Consider the following 18,236-nt stretch of genomic DNA (forward strand, 5'->3'; position numbering starts at 1 on the left):
AAGTCGGTCTTTTACCAGCCCGTTACTTCACGTAGACCCTGACCAATCTCCGCTAGAGATTTCACAGTCTTAACGCCAGCTGCTTCTAGAGCTTGGAATTTGTCTTCCGCTGTACCTTTACCACCAGAGATGATTGCACCTGCGTGACCCATACGTTTACCCGGAGGAGCAGTCACACCAGCAATGTAAGAAACGACTGGCTTGGTTACATTCTCTTTGATGTAAGCTGCTGCTTCTTCTTCCGCTGTACCACCGATTTCACCAATCATAACGATTGCTTCTGTTTCAGGGTCTTCTTGGAATAGCTTCAGGATGTCGATGAAGTTTGAACCTGGGATAGGGTCACCACCGATACCAACACACGTTGATTGACCGAAGCCTTCATCTGTTGTTTGCTTAACCGCTTCGTACGTTAGTGTACCTGAGCGAGAAACGATACCCACTTTACCTTTCTTGTGGATGTGGCCAGGCATGATACCGATCTTACACTCATCAGGCGTAATAACACCCGGACAGTTAGGACCGATCATGCGAACGCCAGTTTCTTCTAGCTTCACTTTAACGTCGATCATATCTGTCGTTGGGATACCTTCAGTGATCGTAACGATCAACTCGATACCTGCATCGATCGCTTCAAGGATTGCATCTTTGCAGAAAGGTGCTGGTACGTAGATTACTGTCGCTGTTGCACCAGTCGCTTCTACTGCTTCACGCACTGTGTTGAACACAGGAAGACCAAGGTGAGTTTGACCACCTTTACCTGGAGATACACCACCAACCATTTGTGTACCGTATGCGATAGCTTGCTCTGAGTGGAATGTACCTTGACCGCCAGTGAAACCCTGACAGATTACTTTAGTGTCTTTGTTAATTAGTACAGACATTATTTCGCCTCCGCAGCAGCAACAACTTTCTGAGCAGCATCTGTTAGAGATTCAGCTGCAATGATATCAACATCAGAATTAGCAAGTACTTCACGACCTAGGTCTGCGTTAGTACCTTCTAGACGAACAACTACAGGAACTGTTACACCTACTTCTTTAACCGCACCGATAATACCTTCAGCGATCATGTCACAACGTACGATGCCACCGAAGATGTTTACTAGTACTGCGCTAACATTGTCATCAGATAGGATGATCTTGAATGCTTCAGCGACGCGCTCTTTCGTTGCGCCACCGCCTACATCAAGGAAGTTTGCTGGTTTGCCGCCGTGTAGGTTAACGATATCCATCGTACCCATTGCTAGACCTGCACCGTTAACCATACAGCCAACGTTACCGTCTAGTGCTACGTAGTTCAGTTCCCACTGTGCTGCGTGTGCTTCGCGCTCATCTTCTTGTGATGGATCGTGCATTTCACGTAGCTTAGGCTGACGATATAGCGCGTTCGAGTCGATATTGATCTTACCATCTAGACATAGAAGGTTGCCCTCACCAGTAATCACTAGTGGGTTAATTTCTAGAAGCGCTAGATCATATTGAGAGAACATAGTACCAAGACCCATAAAGATCTTAACAAACTGTTTGATTTGATCGCCTTCAAGACCAAGCTTGAACGCTAGCTCACGACCTTGGTAAGACTGTGGACCTACCAACGGATCAATCGCAGCTTTGTGAATAAGTTCAGGTGTCTCTTCCGCAACCTTCTCGATTTCCACACCACCTTCTGTTGATGCCATGAAAACAATCTTACGAGATGCGCGGTCGACAACCGCACCTAGATAAAGTTCGTTAGCAATGTTTGATGCTTCTTCAACTAGGATTTTTGTAACAGGCTGACCATTTGCGTCTGTTTGGTAAGTCACTAGGTTCTTACCAAGCCATTTTTGCGCGAACTCTTTAACGCCATCTTTTGTGTCATGCAGTTCTACACCGCCCGCTTTACCACGGCCACCAGCGTGAACCTGACATTTTACGACTTTCTTGGCTGTACTAATACGACCCGCTGCTTCGAACGCTTCTTGTGGGGTATCACAAGCGTAGCCTTCTGGCACAGGTAAACCGAATTCTGCAAACAGCTGTTTGGCTTGATATTCATGCAAATTCATTTTGTTATTCCATTTGGTTTATTCTCAGTAAGGTTCATAGCGTTCAGCTCTTGTCTTCCGAGATTTATTATTTCCATAACGCTACAGCTCTATACTCATGGTATTTGGCTGCTTGTCGCGCCTGTAGGGTCTTCTCAATTCAATCGTAAAATGAACTATTTACGATTCAAGTGAAGGCCAAACATGTTGAGCTAGTCTAGCCTTGGGGTGCTAAGAACGTCTAGCTACCAGAGGCAGCTAGACGTTTTAGCGATATTAAACGTCTAATAAGAGACGCGCTGGGTCTTCTAGTAGCTCTTTAATTGTTACTAGGAAACCTACTGACTCACGGCCATCGATTAGACGGTGGTCGTAAGAGAGTGCGAGGTACATCATTGGAAGGATTTCAACCTTACCGTCAACCGCCATTGGACGCTCTTGAATCTTATGCATACCAAGAATTGCAGATTGAGGTGGGTTGATGATAGGCGTAGACATTAGTGAGCCAAACACACCACCGTTAGTGATAGTGAAGTTACCACCCATTAGTTCATCAACCGTTAGCTTGCCGTCACGGCCTTTAATGGCTAACTCTTTAATGCCCTTCTCGATATCAGCAAAGCCGAGAGTGTCACAGTCTTTCAGTACAGGAGTGACAAGGCCACGTGGGGTTGAAACCGCCATGCTGATATCGAAGTAGTTGTGATAAACGATATCATCACCATCGATTGATGCGTTTACTTCTGGGTAGCGCTTCAGCGCTTCAGTTACTGCTTTTACGTAGAAAGACATGAAGCCAAGGCGGGTACCATGACGCTCTTCAAACTGGTCTTTGTACTGCTTACGAAGATCCATGATTGGTTTCATGTTCACTTCGTTAAACGTAGTCAACATTGCCGTGTTGTTTTTCGCTTCAAGAAGACGATTTGCAACTGTCTTACGTAGGCGAGTCATTGGAACACGTTTTTGGCTACGAGCCGTTGCTGGAGCCTCTGCTACTGGAGCTTCCGCTTTCGGCGCTTCTTTTGCTTTCGCTAGGTGCGCGTCAACATCTTCGCGAGTAATACGACCACCAACACCCGTACCTTTAACCTGTGATGGCTCTAGACCGTGCTCTGCTAGAAGTCGACGTACAGCTGGACTCAGTGCATCGTTCGACTCTTCAGATAAAGACGCTGTGTGACGCTTATCAGGAGACGCTTCTTTAGACTCGGTGGTATCCGTTGTTGGTTCACCAGCAACTGCACCAGGCTTAAGTTTCGCAATAAGTTGCTTAGAAAGTACCGTAGCACCTTCTTCTTCGATAATCGCTTCCAGTACACCTGCTTCTGGAGCAGGTACTTCTAGAACTACTTTATCGGTTTCAATGTCAACCAGTACCTCATCACGCTCAACTGCGTCACCTGGTTGTTTATGCCAAGTTGCAACAGTGGCATCAGCTACTGATTCAGGTAAATCTGGAACCAGAATTTCAATTGTCATTTTCTATCTTCCTTATACTTCTAGTTCTTAATCAGAAACGTTTTCAGAGAGAGTTAACGCGTCTTCGATCAATGCTTTTTGTTGTTTCAAGTGGACAGACATATAGCCTACCGCTGGAGATGCTGAAGCTGGACGACCAGCGTATTTCAAGTCGGCACCTCGAGGAATTGCCGCGCGGAAGTTATGTTGACTAGAGTACCAAGCACCTTGGTTCTGTGGCTCTTCTTGACACCAAACATAATCTTCAACGTTGCTGTATTGAGAAATAGCGGCTTTCACTTCTTCCAGAGGGAACGGATAAAGCTGCTCAATACGAACAATGGCAACATCGTCTTGTTCTTGTTTGCGACGCTCTTCAAGTAAGTCGTAGTAGACCTTACCCGAACAGAACACAACGCGTTTCACCTTATCGGCTGCCAAGTCATCAATCTCTGGAATTGCAGCTTGGAACGTCCCCTCAGCTAACTCCTCAAGTGTTGAAGTACATAGCGGGTGACGTAGAAGCGATTTAGGTGACATCACAATCAGCGGGCGGCGCATTGGGCGTACAACTTGACGACGAAGCATGTGATAGACCTGCGCTGGCGTCGATGGCACGACAACCTGCATGTTTTGTTCCGCACATAGCTGCAAGTAGCGCTCTAAGCGAGCGGATGAGTGCTCTGGACCCTGCCCTTCATAACCGTGTGGTAATAGCATTGTAATGCCGCATAGACGCGCCCACTTTTGCTCACCAGACGAAATGAATTGGTCAATCACGACCTGCGCACCGTTAGCAAAGTCACCAAACTGCGCTTCCCAGAGTGTCAAACCACTTGGTTCAGCTGTTGCGTAGCCGTATTCAAATGCCAGTACTGCTTCTTCAGAAAGAACAGAGTCGAAGACCTGGAAAGGACCTTGCTTGTCATGAATGTTCTGTAGCGGAACGTATGTACTCGCATCATTTTGGTTGTGTAGAACGGAATGGCGGTGGAAGAAAGTACCACGCCCAGAATCCTGGCCAGAGATGCGAATGCGTTTACCGTCATCCACTAGCGTTGCGTATGCAAGCGTTTCTGCCATACCCCAGTCGATTGCCTTCTCACCAGACATCATTGCGGTACGGTCGTTATAAAGCTTGTTAACGCGACTTTGCAGTTTGTGGCTGTCCGGGTATTGGCAAAGCTTGTTACCGAGTTCTTTTAAACGCTCAAGTTCGTATTTGCTATCCCACTCGATATTCCAGTCGTGACCTAGGTACGGAGACCAGTCAACCGAGTGCAATGCCATTGGGCGCCACTCTTTAACGACGACTTCACCATGGTCAAGCGCATCACGATATTCGTTAACTAACTGAGTCGCGGTTTCGATATCAAACTCACCGCGATCAATAAGCACATCGGCATAAAGCTTACGAGGCGTTGGGTGCTTCTTGATTTTTTGGTACATCAGAGGCTGAGTTGCATTCGGCTCATCGGCTTCATTGTGACCGTGGCGACGGTAACAAACCAAATCGATAACAACATCACGCTTGAAGGTATTACGGTAATCCAGAGCAAGACGAGCAACAAATGCCACCGCTTCAGGATCGTCTGCGTTCACGTGGAAAATCGGCGCCTGTACCATCTTAGCGATATCCGTACAGTACATGGTTGAACGGGTATCTTTAGGGTTCGATGTCGTGAAACCAACTTGGTTGTTGACTACAATTCGAACCGTACCACCAACACGGAAGCCACGCGCTTGAGACATGTTAAATGTTTCTTGAACAACACCCTGACCCGCAATCGCAGAGTCACCATGAACAGTAATTGGCAGTACTGTGTCACCGTTTTTATCACCCAAGCGATCCTGACGAGCACGAACAGAACCAATCACTACTGGGTTCACAATCTCAAGGTGAGAAGGGTTGAACGCTAGTGCCAAGTGAACATTGTTACCACCCGGAGTTGCGAAGTCCGCAGAAAAACCTTGGTGGTACTTAACATCGCCTGTCCCCCATGTTTCATCATGCTTACCTGCGAACTCATCGAAGAGGTCTTGTGGCTTCTTACCTAACACGTTAACCAACATGTTAAGGCGGCCACGGTGCGCCATACCGATGACAACTTCACGCATACCCGAGCCACCCGCGTGGCGAATAAGCTCTTTAGTCATTGGAATTAGAGCATCACCACCTTCCAGAGAGAAGCGCTTCGCACCAGGGAATTTTGCGCCTAAGTAGCGCTCAAGGCCTTCCGCTGCGGTGAGTTCATCAAGGAATGTTCGCTTCTCTTCAAGTCCAAAGGAGGGCTGACCAACCACAGATTCAAGACGCTGTTGAATCCAGCGCTTTTGCTCTGTGTTTGTCATGTGCATGTATTCAGCACCAATTGAACCGCAGTAGGTTTTTTTAAGAGCCTTAACGAGGTCTTTCAGTACCATGGTCTCTTGACCAATAGCGAAAGAACCTACGTTAAACGATTCGTTGAGGTCATCTTGCGTAAGAGTGTGGAACTCTGGGTCTAGTTCCGCGACTTCAGGTCGCATCCATAAACCTAGAGGGTCAAGATTTGCTGCTTGATGCCCTCGGAATCGATAGGCATTGATGAGCTGTAGAACTTTTACTTGTTTTGCATCGACATCTGGATCACTAACTTGGACACTGTAATGCTTCGTTTCTTTAGCGAGACGTCTGAAGTAGTCACGAACACGGGAGTGCGGCTGTTCTGCTGCATCCTGTTGCGATGGAAGAGCATCGAACACCTCTTTCCATTCGTCACTTACTAGATCCGGGTCACTTAGATACTGTTCGTAGATTTCCTCTACGTATGTTGCATTGGCGCCAGCCAAGTGTGAAGACTCGAGCCATGCCTTCATCACGCCGTTGTGCATATTTTCCCTTAACCAGTTGTTTGTTATCCCACTTCGGCTTAAGCCGAACTGTAGTAGCCGATGCCCACACTCCTAGTGCTGAACACCGGCAATTTTCAATGTTTTATACCGAACGATTAACCAACATCGTCTTGATGTGACCAATGGCTTTTGTCGGATTTAGTCCCTTAGGACAAACACTTACACAATTCATGATGCCGTGGCAACGAAAAACGCTAAATGCATCATCAAGATCGGATAAGCGTTCATCTGTTGCGCTATCGCGGCTATCAATTAACCAACGGTAAGCGGCCAACAAGCCTGCTGGGCCAATAAATTTGTCTGGATTCCACCAGAACGAAGGACACGATGTTGTACAACATGCACACATAATGCACTCGTACAGACCATCCAAATGAGCACGCTCTTCTGGTGCCTGAAGGTTCTCGCGAGAAGGCGGTAAGTTGCCGTCTGAAATCAAGAATGGCTTCACTTTCGCATAGTTGTCGTAGAACTGAGTCATATCAACAATCAGGTCTCGGACAACAGGCAGGCCAGGTAGCGGTCGTATTACAATTTCATTGCCTTCTAGTGCAGAAAGCGGAGTGATACATGCTAGGCCGTTTTTGCCATTCATGTTTAAACCATCAGAGCCACATACACCTTCACGGCATGAGCGGCGGAACGAGATTGATGGATCTTGCTCTTTCAAAAGAATGAGCGCATCCAGAACCATCATGTCTGAGCCTTCTTCAACCTCTAGGGTGTACTGCTTCATGTATGGCTTAGCGTCTACATCAGGGTTGTATCTGTATAAAGAAAAATTCAGTTTCATAGCCTACACCTCCCTTAGTAAGTACGAGCTTTAGGTGGGAAAGCTTCACGGTGAACAGGAGTCATGTTCACGTCACGCTTACTCATTTGCTCAGACTCTGGGTTGTAGATTGAGTGGCATAACCACTTCTCATCATCACGCTCAGGGAAATCGAATCGAGCATGTGCACCGCGGCTTTCGGTACGGTAGTTAGCCGCTACAGCCGTTGAGTAAGCGGTTTCCATCAAGTTATCCAGCTCTAGACACTCAATACGTTGTGTATTGAACTCACTGGACTTATCAGCAAGGTGCGCATCGGCTAGGCGTTCACGAATAACTTTCAGCTCTTCTAGACCCGTTGCCATTGCATCACCTTCACGGAATACTGAGAAGCTGTTTTGCATGCATTTTTGTAGGTCTTTACGGATGACGGCTGGATCTTCACCACCCGTGCTGTTTTCCCAACGCATAGTACGAGCAAGCGACGCTTCAATATCTGACTCAGTTGCTGGACGGGCTTCAGCCTGCGCAGCCAATGTTTCGCCAAGGTGAAGACCAGTCGCACGACCAAATACCACAAGGTCAAGCAGCGAGTTACCACCGAGACGGTTCGCGCCGTGTACGGATACTGAAGCGATCTCACCACATGCGTACAGACCTTGAACTTCAACGTCGTTACCTGATGCATCTTGCTTGATAGCTTGACCAGATACTTGTGTTGGAACACCACCCATCATGTAGTGACACGTAGGTATAACAGGGATCGGCTCTTTCACTGGGTCGACGTGTGCGAATGTTCGAGACAATTCACAAATACCAGGTAAGCGAGACTCAAGTACTTCTTTACCAAGATGGTCCATCTTAAGCTTGATGTGTGGACCCCATGGGCCATCACAGCCACGACCTTCACGGATTTCGATCATCATTGAACGAGCAACCACGTCACGACCAGCAAGGTCCTTCGCGTTTGGAGCGTAACGCTCCATAAAGCGCTCACCGTCTTTGTTAAGAAGGTAACCGCCCTCACCTCGACAACCCTCAGTAACAAGTACCCCCGCACCTGCAATACCCGTTGGGTGGAATTGCCACATTTCCATGTCTTGCATTGGTACGCCTGCGCGCAATGCCATGCCAACACCATCACCAGTGTTGATGTGTGCATTTGTTGTAGAAGCATAGATACGACCTGCACCACCCGTTGCAAGAATAGTTGCCTTCGACTTGAAGTAACACATCTCTCCCGTTTCCATGCAGATAGCCGTACAGCCTAGAATCGCGCCGTCTTGGTTCTTAACTAGGTCAAGTGCATACCACTCAGAGAAGATCGTTGTTTTATGCTTAATATTTTGTTGATAAAGCGTATGAAGCAGCGCGTGACCAGTACGGTCTGCCGCGGCCGCAGTACGAGCAGCCTGCTCACCACCAAACTCTTTCGACTGACCACCAAATGGACGTTGGTAGATAGTGCCGTTATCGAAACGTGAGAATGGCAGACCCATTTTCTCTAGTTCGATAACCGATTTAGGGCCGTTTTTACACATATACTCAATGGCATTCTGGTCACCAATATAATCAGAGCCTTTTACTGTGTCATACATGTGCCACTGCCAGTTATCTTTGTGTGAATTACCAAGAGCAACGGTAATACCACCTTGTGCAGATACAGTGTGCGAACGGGTTGGAAATACTTTAGACAGCAAAGCACAAGACAGGCCTTGCTCAGAAATTTGTAGTGCTGCACGCATACCAGCACCACCTGCGCCGATTACTACGGCATCAAACTCACGAACAGGAATAGTCACTTACGCACCCCACAAAATAAACAGACCAGAGAAGAAATAACCCAGAAGAATCGCTACAACACCAAGCTGTAGGCCACCTCGTAGTTTTGTGCATTTGATGTAGTCAGTAAGTACCTGCCATAGACCGATCCACGCATGAATCAGCACGCTCGCAAGCGCTAACATTGTGAAGGACTTAGTGAAAACGCCACCAAAGAACTGGGTCCAAGATGCGTAGTTAATATCGGTGAATACGACGAAACCCAGTAGATACAGGGTGTATAACGTCATGATGATTGCAGTCGAACGGATCAATAAGAAATCATGGACACCGTTTCGACCAAAAGAAGATACGTGTTTTACCATACCAAGATCCCCGCCAATACTGAAAGTACCGCTGTTGCAATGAAGGCAACCTTGGCGCTCTGTGCACCAGATTCAAGCTCTTCAAAATGTCCCAAGTCCATCAAGAGATGACGGATACCACCGGCAATGTGGTAGGCCAAAGCAGTTAAAATGCCCCATAAGATAAACTTAACGATAAAGCTATCGACGATATCAGCGGCTTCCATAAAGCCGACAGGGGATGAGAGGGAAATTGATAGCAACCAAAGCAGAATTCCAATTGCAACAAACGTGATAACACCGGAGATACGGTGCAATATCGATGCGATTGCAGAAATTGGAAAGTGAATGGTCTGTAAATCAAGATTGACTGGTCTAGACTTTCTTTCTTTCACGGGCTTGCTCACTCAGCTCCATAATTGAGCATTTATTATTTTTTGATGAACTTTATGCTTTACTAACTTTTGTTATGTACGATTTCTAGACTGAAACGCTCAAAAGTTAACATTAATTTAACAAACCAAACTCAATACCAAAGAGTTAAATGTAAAATACTTGTTAACAACAAGACAAGTTAAACAACCTCACTACTGTTTTTAGCCTTGATTTTATAAGGTTTTAGCCCCAAATCTCGTCGCCACTATACGACTCGTAACAAGTTAATACAATTGGCATAACAAAAACTGCTACATAGAACAGATTTTTAACGATATTTATATTAAAAATACAAACAAGTGCACACAAAAATGCAGAATAATTGACTTTGACCTGCAAGAGCAGTAAAAATCTGGGGCACAAAACATCCTGGATGGATTAAATAATAAACAAAGGAGATTGTTATGGCGGATAAGAAAGCGACCCTACACGTTGAAGGTATCGCGCCTATCGAGCTGCCAATTATGGAAGGTGCCCTTGGCACACCTGTGATTGACGTTCGTAAGTTAGGTGCAAATGGTTACTTTACTTTCGACCCTGGTTTTCTTGCCACTGCATCTTGTGAATCCCAAATTACTTATATTGATGGTGATAAAGGTATCCTTCTTCATCGTGGCTTCCCAATCGATCAACTTGCTAACAACGCAGATTACCTAGAAGTTTGTTACATCCTGCTTTACGGGAACGCACCAACTCGCAAAGAATACGAAGACTTCCGTGAAACCGTGACTCGACACACTATGGTTCACGAACAACTTGCGAGCTTCTTCCACGGCTTCCGTCGTGATGCACACCCAATGGCAGTTATGTGTGGTGTTGTCGGCGCTCTAGCGGCCTTCTACCACGATTCTTTGGACATCAATAACGATACGCACCGCGAGATAGCGGCTTATCGTCTACTGTCAAAAATGCCAACGCTGGCAGCAATGTCTTACAAGTACTCAATCGGTCAGCCATTTATTTATCCACGTAATGACCTAGGCTACGCAGAAAACTACCTACACATGATGTTTGCTAACCCATGTGAAGAATACGAAGTAAACCCTGTTGTAGCTCGAGCAATGGATAAGATCTTCACACTACACGCTGATCACGAGCAAAACGCTTCAACGTCAACAGTACGTCTAGCTGGTTCTTCTGGCGCTAACCCATTCGCGTGTATCGCTGCTGGTATTGCCTCTCTATGGGGCCCAGCACACGGTGGTGCAAACGAAGCATGTTTGAAGATGCTGGAAGAAATTGGCTCTGTCGACAACATCCCAGAGTACATTGAGCGTGCGAAAGACAAAGAAGACCCATTCCGTCTAATGGGCTTCGGTCACCGTGTTTACAAGAACTACGACCCACGTGCGACAGTAATGCGTGAAACTTGCCACGAAGTGCTGAAAGAACTAAACATTCAAGATCCATTACTAGACGTTGCAATGGAGCTTGAGCGTATCGCCCTTTCTGACGAATACTTCGTGTCTAAGAAGCTATACCCGAACGTAGACTTCTACTCTGGTATCATCCTAAAAGCGATTGGTATTCCGGTATCGATGTTCACGGTAATCTTCGCGATTTCTCGTACCATCGGTTGGATCGCTCACTGGAACGAAATGCACAGCGACCCTCTAAATCGTATCGGCCGCCCTCGTCAGCTATACACAGGTGAAGTTCAACGTGACTTCCAACCTCTTCACGAGCGTGAATAGTATAGAGAGCTAGAGAGCTAGAGAGCTAGAGAGCTAGAGAGCTAGAGAGCTAGAGAGCTAGAGAGCTAGAGAGCTAGAGAGCTAGAGAGCTAGAGAGCTAGAGAGCTAGAGAGCTAGAGAGCTAGAGAGCTAGAGAGCTAGAGAGCTAGTAAAGTTTGAGGGTTGACGCGAAGGCGTCAACCCTTTTTCCATCTACGGTTTAAAAATCTAGATATCTAGTTTTCCAGCAGCGAAGCGAACTAGTTATCTAGGATCGAAGCTGCGACTTACACCGGATTATCAATATCCACAAACTCGACATCCAAGCCGTGCTCTTTCGCTAGCCACTCACCGAGAGCCTTAATACCGTATCGCTCTGTAGCATGATGGCCGGCCGCAAAGTAATGAATATCTTGCTCGCGCGCAGAGTAAGTCGTGCGCTCTGAGATTTCACCAGAGATAAAGGCATCTAACCCTTGCTGCGCTGCAAGTTCAATGTAGTCCTGGCCACCACCGGTACACCAGCCTACCGTTTCAATCATCTTTTCAGCGTTCTCAGGAGCGATATGCAGAGGTGTGCGTTTTAAAACAGAATCGATTTTTTCTGCGAGCTCTGCACCGCTCATTGGAGTCTTCAGTCGACCAAACAAAGCCACCGATTGTGGGTGTCCCTCTAGGCCACCTTCAATTTCGATGTCTAGGAGGCGAGCTAATTCCGCATTATTTCCAAGTTCCGGGTGGATATCGAGAGGTAGGTGATAACCATACAGATTTACATCGTTTTTAATTAGAGTACGGATGCGTTTTCCCTTCATACCTCGTATTGGTTCCGGTTCCCCTTTCCAGAAATAACCATGATGAACCAAAAGTGCGTCGGCACCGAGTTCAACTGCGTGATCGATCAGTGCTTGAGAAGCCGTAACTCCCGTAACCACCTTTTTAATCTGCTCACTACCTTCGACTTGTAGGCCGTTTGGGCTATAGTCTTTGATTAATTGTGGTGAAAGCTTTTGATTTAAAATCTTTTCTAGTTCGACATTATTCATTGGTGACTTCCTCATCCTTATTGCACAAAGTGTATTCCAAGCAATAAAGGGTTAAAAGACGAAATTGGGGGAAAGTCTAAATTTGGAGAAACACGACGACAAATGAACCAATTACAACGTTTCTATCAGTGGGTGCACACTACTCCCTCACTTTTTGAGCTCAATGCTCCTTTTTGTTCACTTGATGGTGTGGCATCCCTTCCCTACACTCATGCCGTATATCAAGGAAATCCTAGGTTGGGGTTCATCTACCAACACCTCGTCTCATATCACCTTAATACCAGTAATCAATACTCAATTGCCTTAGAAGAGCTACAACTTAATCGCGATAACGGACAAACCCTCGGCGCAATAGATTTCATAGTGCAAGACCGAGTGACCCAACAATACCAGCACTGGGAGGTGGCCATTAAGTTCTACCTTCTACATCAAGGCATTTGGTACGGGCCCAATGCGCATGATCAACTCGATAAAAAGCTCGATAGGATGCTCCACCACCAGCTTAAAATGAGCAGTAGCGACCCCTTCCTTAAGTCTCACCCAGACTATCATCAAGCTGAAGAAAAGCTGTTAATGCAAGGCCGTCTGTATATCAATCCATTCTCAGATGAAGCAACCCCTGATGAGTGCTTGGGCTTCCCACTCAACAAAACGCAAATCAATGGGTATTGGTGTTATCAAAGCCAATGGCATCAGATCGAAGAGCCATTATATGAGTTAGAAAAGCCGCAATGGGCGACAGGTTTGGACGTATTTGATAGCCCAATTGAAGAACTAAACGGGCGCTTTACTCATGCGCAAACAAAGAGCGGTCAGTTTTGGTTTATTGTCGTTGATACGTGGCCGTGCTAGAGAGCTAGAGAAAAAATAGGGGATTGACGTTTACACGCCAATCCCCTATTTCGTTTGTTGGGAAGAATCTAGATATCTAGTTTTCCAACAGCGAAGCGATCAAGCTATCTAAGGAAGACAAAGTCCGTCCTGAAGCTTACAAACCCGCTTCAGAAAATACCTGATTTACAATCTCTTGTGCTTCCGCTTCGATTGCTTTTAGGTGCTCTTCACCTTTGAAGCTTTCACAGTAGATCTTGTAGATGTCTTCAGTACCAGATGGACGAGCTGCAAACCAACCGTTCGCTGTTGTCACTTTTAGACCACCGATTGCAGCACCGTTACCTGGAGCGTGCGTTAGGCGTGCTGTGATTTCATCACCAGCCAGTGTCGTTGCCTTCACCATTTCTGGAGACAGTTTAGAAAGTACGGCTTTCTGCTCAGCGTTCGCCACAGCTTGAATACGGTTGTATTGAGACTCACCATGCTTCGCAGCCAATTCTTCGTAGTACTCTTGTGGGTTCTTACCCGTAACCGCTGTGATCTCAGCAGCTAGTAGACATAGGATGATGCCATCTTTATCTGTAGACCAAGGTGTGCCATCTTTACGTAGGAAAGATGCACCTGCACTCTCTTCACCACCAAAGCCGAATTTACCTTCGTATAGGCCATCTACAAACCATTTGAAGCCTACTGGTACTTCACATAATTCACGACCAAGATCTGCTACTACACGGTCAATCAACGCGCTTGAAACGAGTGTCTTACCTACTGCGACTTCTTGCGCCCACTCAGAGCGATGACGGTAAAGGTAGTCAATACACACCGCTAGGAAGTGGTTTGGATTCATCAGGCCTTTCGGCGTCACGATACCGTGGCGGTCGTAATCTGGGTCATTACCAAACGCAAGATCATATTCGTCTTTCAGTGAGAGTAGACCAGCCATCGCATACGGAGAAGAACAGTCCATACGAACTACGCCATCTTTGTCCAACGACATAAATTGGAATGATGGATCTACCGCTTCACTCACAAGAGTTAGGTTCAGCTGGTACGCCTTAGCAATTTGACGCCAGTAATCGATACCTGAACCACCTAGCGGATCAACGCCGATTTTTAGGTCTGCTTTTTGGATCGCTTCCATGTCGATAACATTAACTAGGTCATCAATGTAAGGAGCGACAAGATCTTTTTCTACGAACAATTCAGATGCTTTTGCTTCACCCAGAGGCATGCGCTTCACATCAACCAAACCCGCTGCGATGATTTCATTTGCGCGGTTTTCGATAGCAGTTGTAATCGCACCTTCAGCAGGGCCACCGTGTGGAGGATTGTACTTAATACCGCCATCTTGGGGTGGGTTATGCGATGGAGTAATAACAATACCATCGGCTTTTGCTTCGTTTACTCGGTTGTGAGTTAGGATTGCATGAGAAACACCTGGGGTTGGTGTGTAACCGTTATCCTGCTGAGTAATCACCTGAACGCCATTTGCAACCAATACTTCTACAACAGTTGAGAACGCTGGCTCAGAGAGAGCATGAGTATCTTTACCAACAAACAACGGGCCAGTTGTACCCATTTCTGCACGAACTTCTGCTGTTGCTTGAGCGATAGCAAGAATGTGGTGTTCGTTAAATGTTGATTTGTCAGCCGTACCACGGTGTCCAGAAGTACCAAACAGTACTTTATGAGCTGGATTCGATGGTTCCGGTTGAAGTAAGAAATAGTTAGCGACTAGCGCAGGAATGTTATGAAGATCTTCCTGTAGAGCTTTTTGCCCAGCACGAGGGTGCATAGCCATGACGTGACATCCTTTTAATTATTACCAAAAAACAAAAAACCTCATAATAGCGATATTTATTCGTCTATTATGAGGTTTCAGTCAGAGTTTTTTAAATTGAACCCGTAACTTTTTCAATAAGATCCGTTTGGAAATTCATTCGGCTCATCAACTGCTCTACCATTTGGCGTTTACGGCTGGTGTTATTATTAGTAATAACCCAAAACGGTGAACCAGGGATTGCCTTTGGTTTGGTCGTATTACCATTTGCAAGAAGTGTTTGCTCATTATCTGCAAAGTAAACTCTCTTACGACCTTTAACTTGAGTTGCTTCTGAAAAGCTAGTTGGGTCAACACTATGAAGTGTAGATAAAACAAGCATAAAGCGGTCAATCGCTTTCTTTAAAGAGGCAAACTCATCTGAAATTAACAGTGAGCGCATTTCTTTAACGCTATCTAGTTTCTCTTCTACCGTCACTACAGCTTCCTTCGGAGCAACTGGTTGTGCGACTGGAGCTGCTTTAACTGGCTGACTTGACGAATCAACATTCAGTAGGCGTCTTAAAATATCAGATGCACTCTCACCAATATGTTGTGTTTGACCGGCAATGTAGCGGTATAGATCTTCATCTACCTCAATTGTTTTCATTCGCTTTTCACAATCTCAATGTTTAAACTCGGTGGGATTATATACCCAACTGACCAATAGAAGCTAGGCTGCAGACCAATTGTCGCGATTGGATCTCGCTTAATGTTCTTCAGTTGGTCGGTTTGAACTCGAAATTAAAAAAGAAGGCACACGAATGTCTCAATTCATCAGTCAAAATCCCCAGCTCAACGATCCAAATACACTACTCAACTATAAAGTTGAGGGACAAGGAACTCCACTGGTCCTCATTCATGGATTATTTGGTAGCTTAGACAACCTTGGGATCTTAGCTCGAACGCTCAAAGATACCTTCCAAGTAATAAGTGTCGACCTACGTAACCATGGTCAATCATTCCACTCAGACTCACATAGCTATACCAATATGGCGCAAGATGTTATCCAGGTACTGGAACATTTAAATATTGAGACCGCCATCTTCGTTGGGCATTCGATGGGCGGCAAAGTCGCTATGAAGGTGGCTTCAATTGAGCCTAAAAAAGCGTCAAAACTGGTGGTTCTTGATATGGCCCCGGTCGATTATCAAGTGCGACGGCACGATGATGTGTTTCATGCTATTCAACAGACTGAATCGGCAGCTCCTCAATCTCGCGCAGCTGCGATGGCTATACTCGATAGTCACCTAAAGGTACCAGGTGTGGCTCAGTTCCTTGGTAAATCGCTATATAAGGCAGAGAGTCATATGCAGTTCCGTTTCAATACTCCATCACTCATCTCGAACTATGCCGACATTATTGGTTGGGATGAAGGTGATGCGAATAATGTCGCAACGTTATTTGTAAAAGGGGGTGACTCAGATTATTTAATGGCGAATCATCAATCAGCTATTCAGCGACAATTCCCCAACTCAAAAGCACACATTATTGCTAATACGGGTCACTGGTTACACGCAGAAAAGCCACAAGAAGTTTTGCGTGTGATTAACAAGTTTCTTGGATAATCGACTGTTATTGAAAGTTGAGATTAGCATGCATTAACTTTAGCGATTAACAATGCTATAGTGCCCGAAATTATATTGATATGAAGGACGATCATGCTTTACGACTACATGAATGTACTGGAATCTATTGGCCTTGATTTACTCTTTGCCTCGATCTTTTTCCTGATCGGTATGGCAATAAAAGATGTACTTAAACAAGGGAATGTTCCGGTTTTTGGTCGTAGAATTGTATGGTTGGTTCTGTTTCTCGGCTGTGCAGGCTTCATCGCAAAAGGTCTAATCCAACTGAGCTGGGAAGGAACTGGACTGGGTTAACGGGCTCTAAGAGTCTGTAATCGTTCCCCGAATATTCAATCGTTCAGTGAAAACAACTATTTGAAAGGTAATCAATCTATGGCAAGTGTAGGCATCTTCTTTGGTAGTGATACAGGTAACACTGAAGCTGTTGCAAAAATGATCCAGAAGCAACTTGGTAAGCAACTGGTTCACGTTCAAGACATCGCAAAGAGCAGCAAAGAAGACATCGACAATTTTGACCTTCTTCTTCTAGGTATCCCAACATGGTACTACGGTGAAGCACAGTGTGACTGGGATGACTTTTTCCCAGAGCTGGAAGGCATCGATTTCTCTACTAAGCTAGTCGCAATCTTTGGTTGTGGTGACCAAGAAGATTACGCTGAATACTTCTGTGACGCGATGGGTACTATCCGCGATATCGTTGAAGCAAAAGGCGGTACAATCCTAGGTTACACGCCAACTGAAGGCTACGAGTTCGAAGCATCTAAAGCACTTGTTGAAGGCGACGACAGCCAGTTTGTTGGTCTGTGCATTGATGAAGACCGTCAACCTGAGCTGACTGAACAACGCGTTAATGCTTGGTGTGCACAAATCCACGAAGAGATGTGCCTAGCAGAGCTTGAAGGCTAATTCTGTAATCGAACGCATAAAGACCTCCCACTGGGAGGTCTTTTAGTTTGTAGCCTTATCTATCACTCATCTCAGGTACTCGATTCACTCGCAGGCCCGATGGGATCAGACTCCCTGTATTCTGGCTTCTTTCTTACATACAGCTTTCTGTGTACCTCAGAAACCACCTCTCCCGCCGCGTCTTTCACGTGAATGATAAACTCAGGGAAACATTTGTCACCGTTAACGGTGCTCGCCAAAATCTCATCAAGTTGGTTTTGAGTGATTTCCATTTTTGCAAATAGTTCGGTCTTTCCCGGTTTAATGAAGTTGATACTCGCCTCTTTATCCCAGACATAATACTCCTTACCGAGGATTCCCATCAGCATTAGAGAGTAAATGGGATCTGTGATTGAGAATATACTGCCACCATATTGTGTTCGATTGGCATTCTTATTCCACCAACGCAGTTTGAGACGAATTTTGACACTGCAAAAGTCTTCACTAATCGACTCTATCTTGATTCCAGCTCCCCAAAACGGGGGCCAAGAGTTGAGGGCAAATCTGACAATGCGGGGAGAATATATTTTCTCAATCCATGAGTTCACGCTAGATACCAACCTTTACAATAAAATGTTAATTAATTGTAACTGGTCTAACCTGTTTTTAAAG

Annotated in this window: 17 protein-coding genes; 5 read left to right on the plus strand and 12 right to left on the minus strand. The window is 45.8% G+C overall.

Features of this window, described 5'->3' with window-relative positions; translation table 11 throughout:
* Positions 1 to 11 precede the first annotated feature (11 nt).
* The 8 genes from sucD to sdhC all read right to left on the minus strand — a co-directional run bounded on the left by sucD (position 12) and on the right by sdhC (position 9,690).
* Positions 12 to 884 (minus strand): succinate--CoA ligase subunit alpha, encoded by an 873-nt coding sequence (gene sucD / locus DPF91_RS05190; RefSeq protein WP_117233379.1) that lies wholly within the window; start codon positions 882 to 884, stop codon positions 12 to 14.
* Positions 884 to 2,050, minus strand: coding sequence for an ADP-forming succinate--CoA ligase subunit beta (gene sucC / locus DPF91_RS05195; RefSeq protein WP_117233380.1), 1,167 nt, complete (start codon positions 2,048 to 2,050; stop codon positions 884 to 886). The genes sucD and sucC overlap by 1 nt, the downstream gene beginning before the upstream one ends.
* Positions 2,051 to 2,305: 255 nt before the next feature.
* The gene (gene odhB, locus DPF91_RS05200; RefSeq protein ID WP_117233381.1) at positions 2,306 to 3,511 is read right to left on the minus strand and encodes a 2-oxoglutarate dehydrogenase complex dihydrolipoyllysine-residue succinyltransferase; all 1,206 of its coding nucleotides are present in this window, start codon (positions 3,509 to 3,511) and stop codon (positions 2,306 to 2,308) included.
* 27 nt (positions 3,512 to 3,538) lie between these two features.
* Positions 3,539 to 6,364, minus strand: a complete 2,826-nt coding sequence (gene sucA, locus DPF91_RS05205; RefSeq protein WP_117233382.1) for a 2-oxoglutarate dehydrogenase E1 component — start codon at positions 6,362 to 6,364, stop codon at positions 3,539 to 3,541.
* Positions 6,365 to 6,467: 103 nt separating this feature from the next.
* On the minus strand, positions 6,468 to 7,178 hold the full coding sequence (locus DPF91_RS05210) for a succinate dehydrogenase iron-sulfur subunit (protein ID WP_117233383.1): 711 nt from the start codon (positions 7,176 to 7,178) through the stop codon (positions 6,468 to 6,470).
* Between the two features lie 14 nt (positions 7,179 to 7,192).
* Positions 7,193 to 8,959, minus strand: coding sequence for a succinate dehydrogenase flavoprotein subunit (gene sdhA / locus DPF91_RS05215; RefSeq protein ID WP_117233384.1), 1,767 nt, complete (start codon positions 8,957 to 8,959; stop codon positions 7,193 to 7,195).
* Positions 8,960 to 9,304: a succinate dehydrogenase, hydrophobic membrane anchor protein gene (sdhD, locus tag DPF91_RS05220; protein WP_117233385.1), complete on the minus strand. Its 345-nt coding sequence runs from the start codon at positions 9,302 to 9,304 to the stop codon at positions 8,960 to 8,962. It abuts the gene before it with no gap.
* A complete protein-coding gene (gene sdhC / locus DPF91_RS05225) occupies positions 9,298 to 9,690 on the minus strand; it encodes a succinate dehydrogenase cytochrome b556 subunit (protein ID WP_117233386.1) in 393 nt (130 codons plus the stop codon). Before sdhC ends, sdhD begins: the two co-directional genes overlap by 7 nt.
* 432 nt (positions 9,691 to 10,122) lie before the next feature.
* Here sdhC and DPF91_RS05230 point away from each other — a divergent pair, with 432 nt between their 5' ends.
* Positions 10,123 to 11,412 (plus strand): citrate synthase, encoded by a 1,290-nt coding sequence (locus tag DPF91_RS05230; protein WP_117233387.1) that lies wholly within the window; start codon positions 10,123 to 10,125, stop codon positions 11,410 to 11,412.
* 266 nt (positions 11,413 to 11,678) lie between these two features.
* Here DPF91_RS05230 and DPF91_RS05235 read toward each other — a convergent pair whose 3' ends face one another.
* Complete coding sequence (locus DPF91_RS05235) at positions 11,679 to 12,437, minus strand: Nif3-like dinuclear metal center hexameric protein (protein WP_117233388.1); 759 nt, start codon at positions 12,435 to 12,437, stop codon at positions 11,679 to 11,681.
* 102 nt (positions 12,438 to 12,539) lie between these two features.
* Between DPF91_RS05235 and DPF91_RS05240 the strand changes: the two genes are divergently transcribed.
* Positions 12,540 to 13,289: a DUF1853 family protein gene (locus tag DPF91_RS05240; protein WP_117233389.1), complete on the plus strand. Its 750-nt coding sequence runs from the start codon at positions 12,540 to 12,542 to the stop codon at positions 13,287 to 13,289.
* Positions 13,290 to 13,425: 136 nt separating this feature from the next.
* Here DPF91_RS05240 and pgm read toward each other — a convergent pair whose 3' ends face one another.
* Together pgm and seqA are read right to left on the minus strand one after the other, a co-directional pair.
* Positions 13,426 to 15,072, minus strand: coding sequence for a phosphoglucomutase (alpha-D-glucose-1,6-bisphosphate-dependent) (gene pgm, locus DPF91_RS05245; protein WP_117233390.1), 1,647 nt, complete (start codon positions 15,070 to 15,072; stop codon positions 13,426 to 13,428).
* Between the two features lie 91 nt (positions 15,073 to 15,163).
* Complete coding sequence (gene seqA, locus DPF91_RS05250) at positions 15,164 to 15,700, minus strand: replication initiation negative regulator SeqA (protein WP_117233391.1); 537 nt, start codon at positions 15,698 to 15,700, stop codon at positions 15,164 to 15,166.
* Positions 15,701 to 15,854: 154 nt separating this feature from the next.
* Here seqA and DPF91_RS05255 point away from each other — a divergent pair, with 154 nt between their 5' ends.
* The 3 genes from DPF91_RS05255 to fldA all read left to right on the plus strand — a co-directional run bounded on the left by DPF91_RS05255 (position 15,855) and on the right by fldA (position 17,585).
* On the plus strand, positions 15,855 to 16,658 hold the full coding sequence (locus DPF91_RS05255; RefSeq protein WP_117233392.1) for an alpha/beta fold hydrolase: 804 nt from the start codon (positions 15,855 to 15,857) through the stop codon (positions 16,656 to 16,658).
* Positions 16,659 to 16,751: 93 nt separating this feature from the next.
* Positions 16,752 to 16,973 carry a DUF2788 domain-containing protein gene (locus DPF91_RS05260; RefSeq protein WP_117233393.1) on the plus strand — a complete coding sequence of 74 codons (222 nt, stop codon included), beginning with the start codon at positions 16,752 to 16,754 and terminating at the stop codon, positions 16,971 to 16,973.
* Between the two features lie 78 nt (positions 16,974 to 17,051).
* Positions 17,052 to 17,585 (plus strand): flavodoxin FldA, encoded by a 534-nt coding sequence (gene fldA / locus DPF91_RS05265; RefSeq protein WP_117233394.1) that lies wholly within the window; start codon positions 17,052 to 17,054, stop codon positions 17,583 to 17,585.
* Positions 17,586 to 17,656: 71 nt separating this feature from the next.
* Here fldA and DPF91_RS05270 read toward each other — a convergent pair whose 3' ends face one another.
* Complete coding sequence (locus DPF91_RS05270; RefSeq protein WP_117233395.1) at positions 17,657 to 18,172, minus strand: DUF4442 domain-containing protein; 516 nt, start codon at positions 18,170 to 18,172, stop codon at positions 17,657 to 17,659.
* Positions 18,173 to 18,236 lie beyond the last annotated feature (64 nt).

The organism is Vibrio maerlii (assembly GCF_003415655.1).
Lineage (GTDB): Bacteria > Pseudomonadota > Gammaproteobacteria > Enterobacterales > Vibrionaceae > Vibrio > Vibrio maerlii.

Coding starts and splice junctions, on each gene's coding strand:
- sucD (WP_117233379.1), bottom strand. CDS start 884: ATGTCTGTACTAATTAACAAAGACACTAAAGTAATCTGTCAGGGTTTC.
- sucC (WP_117233380.1), bottom strand. CDS start 2,050: ATGAATTTGCATGAATATCAAGCCAAACAGCTGTTTGCAGAATTCGGT.
- odhB (WP_117233381.1), bottom strand. CDS start 3,511: ATGACAATTGAAATTCTGGTTCCAGATTTACCTGAATCAGTAGCTGAT.
- sucA (WP_117233382.1), bottom strand. CDS start 6,364: ATGCACAACGGCGTGATGAAGGCATGGCTCGAGTCTTCACACTTGGCT.
- DPF91_RS05210 (WP_117233383.1), bottom strand. CDS start 7,178: ATGAAACTGAATTTTTCTTTATACAGATACAACCCTGATGTAGACGCT.
- sdhD (WP_117233385.1), bottom strand. CDS start 9,304: ATGGTAAAACACGTATCTTCTTTTGGTCGAAACGGTGTCCATGATTTC.
- DPF91_RS05230 (WP_117233387.1), top strand. CDS start 10,123: ATGGCGGATAAGAAAGCGACCCTACACGTTGAAGGTATCGCGCCTATC.
- DPF91_RS05235 (WP_117233388.1), bottom strand. CDS start 12,437: ATGAATAATGTCGAACTAGAAAAGATTTTAAATCAAAAGCTTTCACCA.
- DPF91_RS05240 (WP_117233389.1), top strand. CDS start 12,540: ATGAACCAATTACAACGTTTCTATCAGTGGGTGCACACTACTCCCTCA.
- pgm (WP_117233390.1), bottom strand. CDS start 15,072: ATGGCTATGCACCCTCGTGCTGGGCAAAAAGCTCTACAGGAAGATCTT.
- seqA (WP_117233391.1), bottom strand. CDS start 15,700: ATGAAAACAATTGAGGTAGATGAAGATCTATACCGCTACATTGCCGGT.
- DPF91_RS05255 (WP_117233392.1), top strand. CDS start 15,855: ATGTCTCAATTCATCAGTCAAAATCCCCAGCTCAACGATCCAAATACA.
- DPF91_RS05260 (WP_117233393.1), top strand. CDS start 16,752: ATGCTTTACGACTACATGAATGTACTGGAATCTATTGGCCTTGATTTA.
- fldA (WP_117233394.1), top strand. CDS start 17,052: ATGGCAAGTGTAGGCATCTTCTTTGGTAGTGATACAGGTAACACTGAA.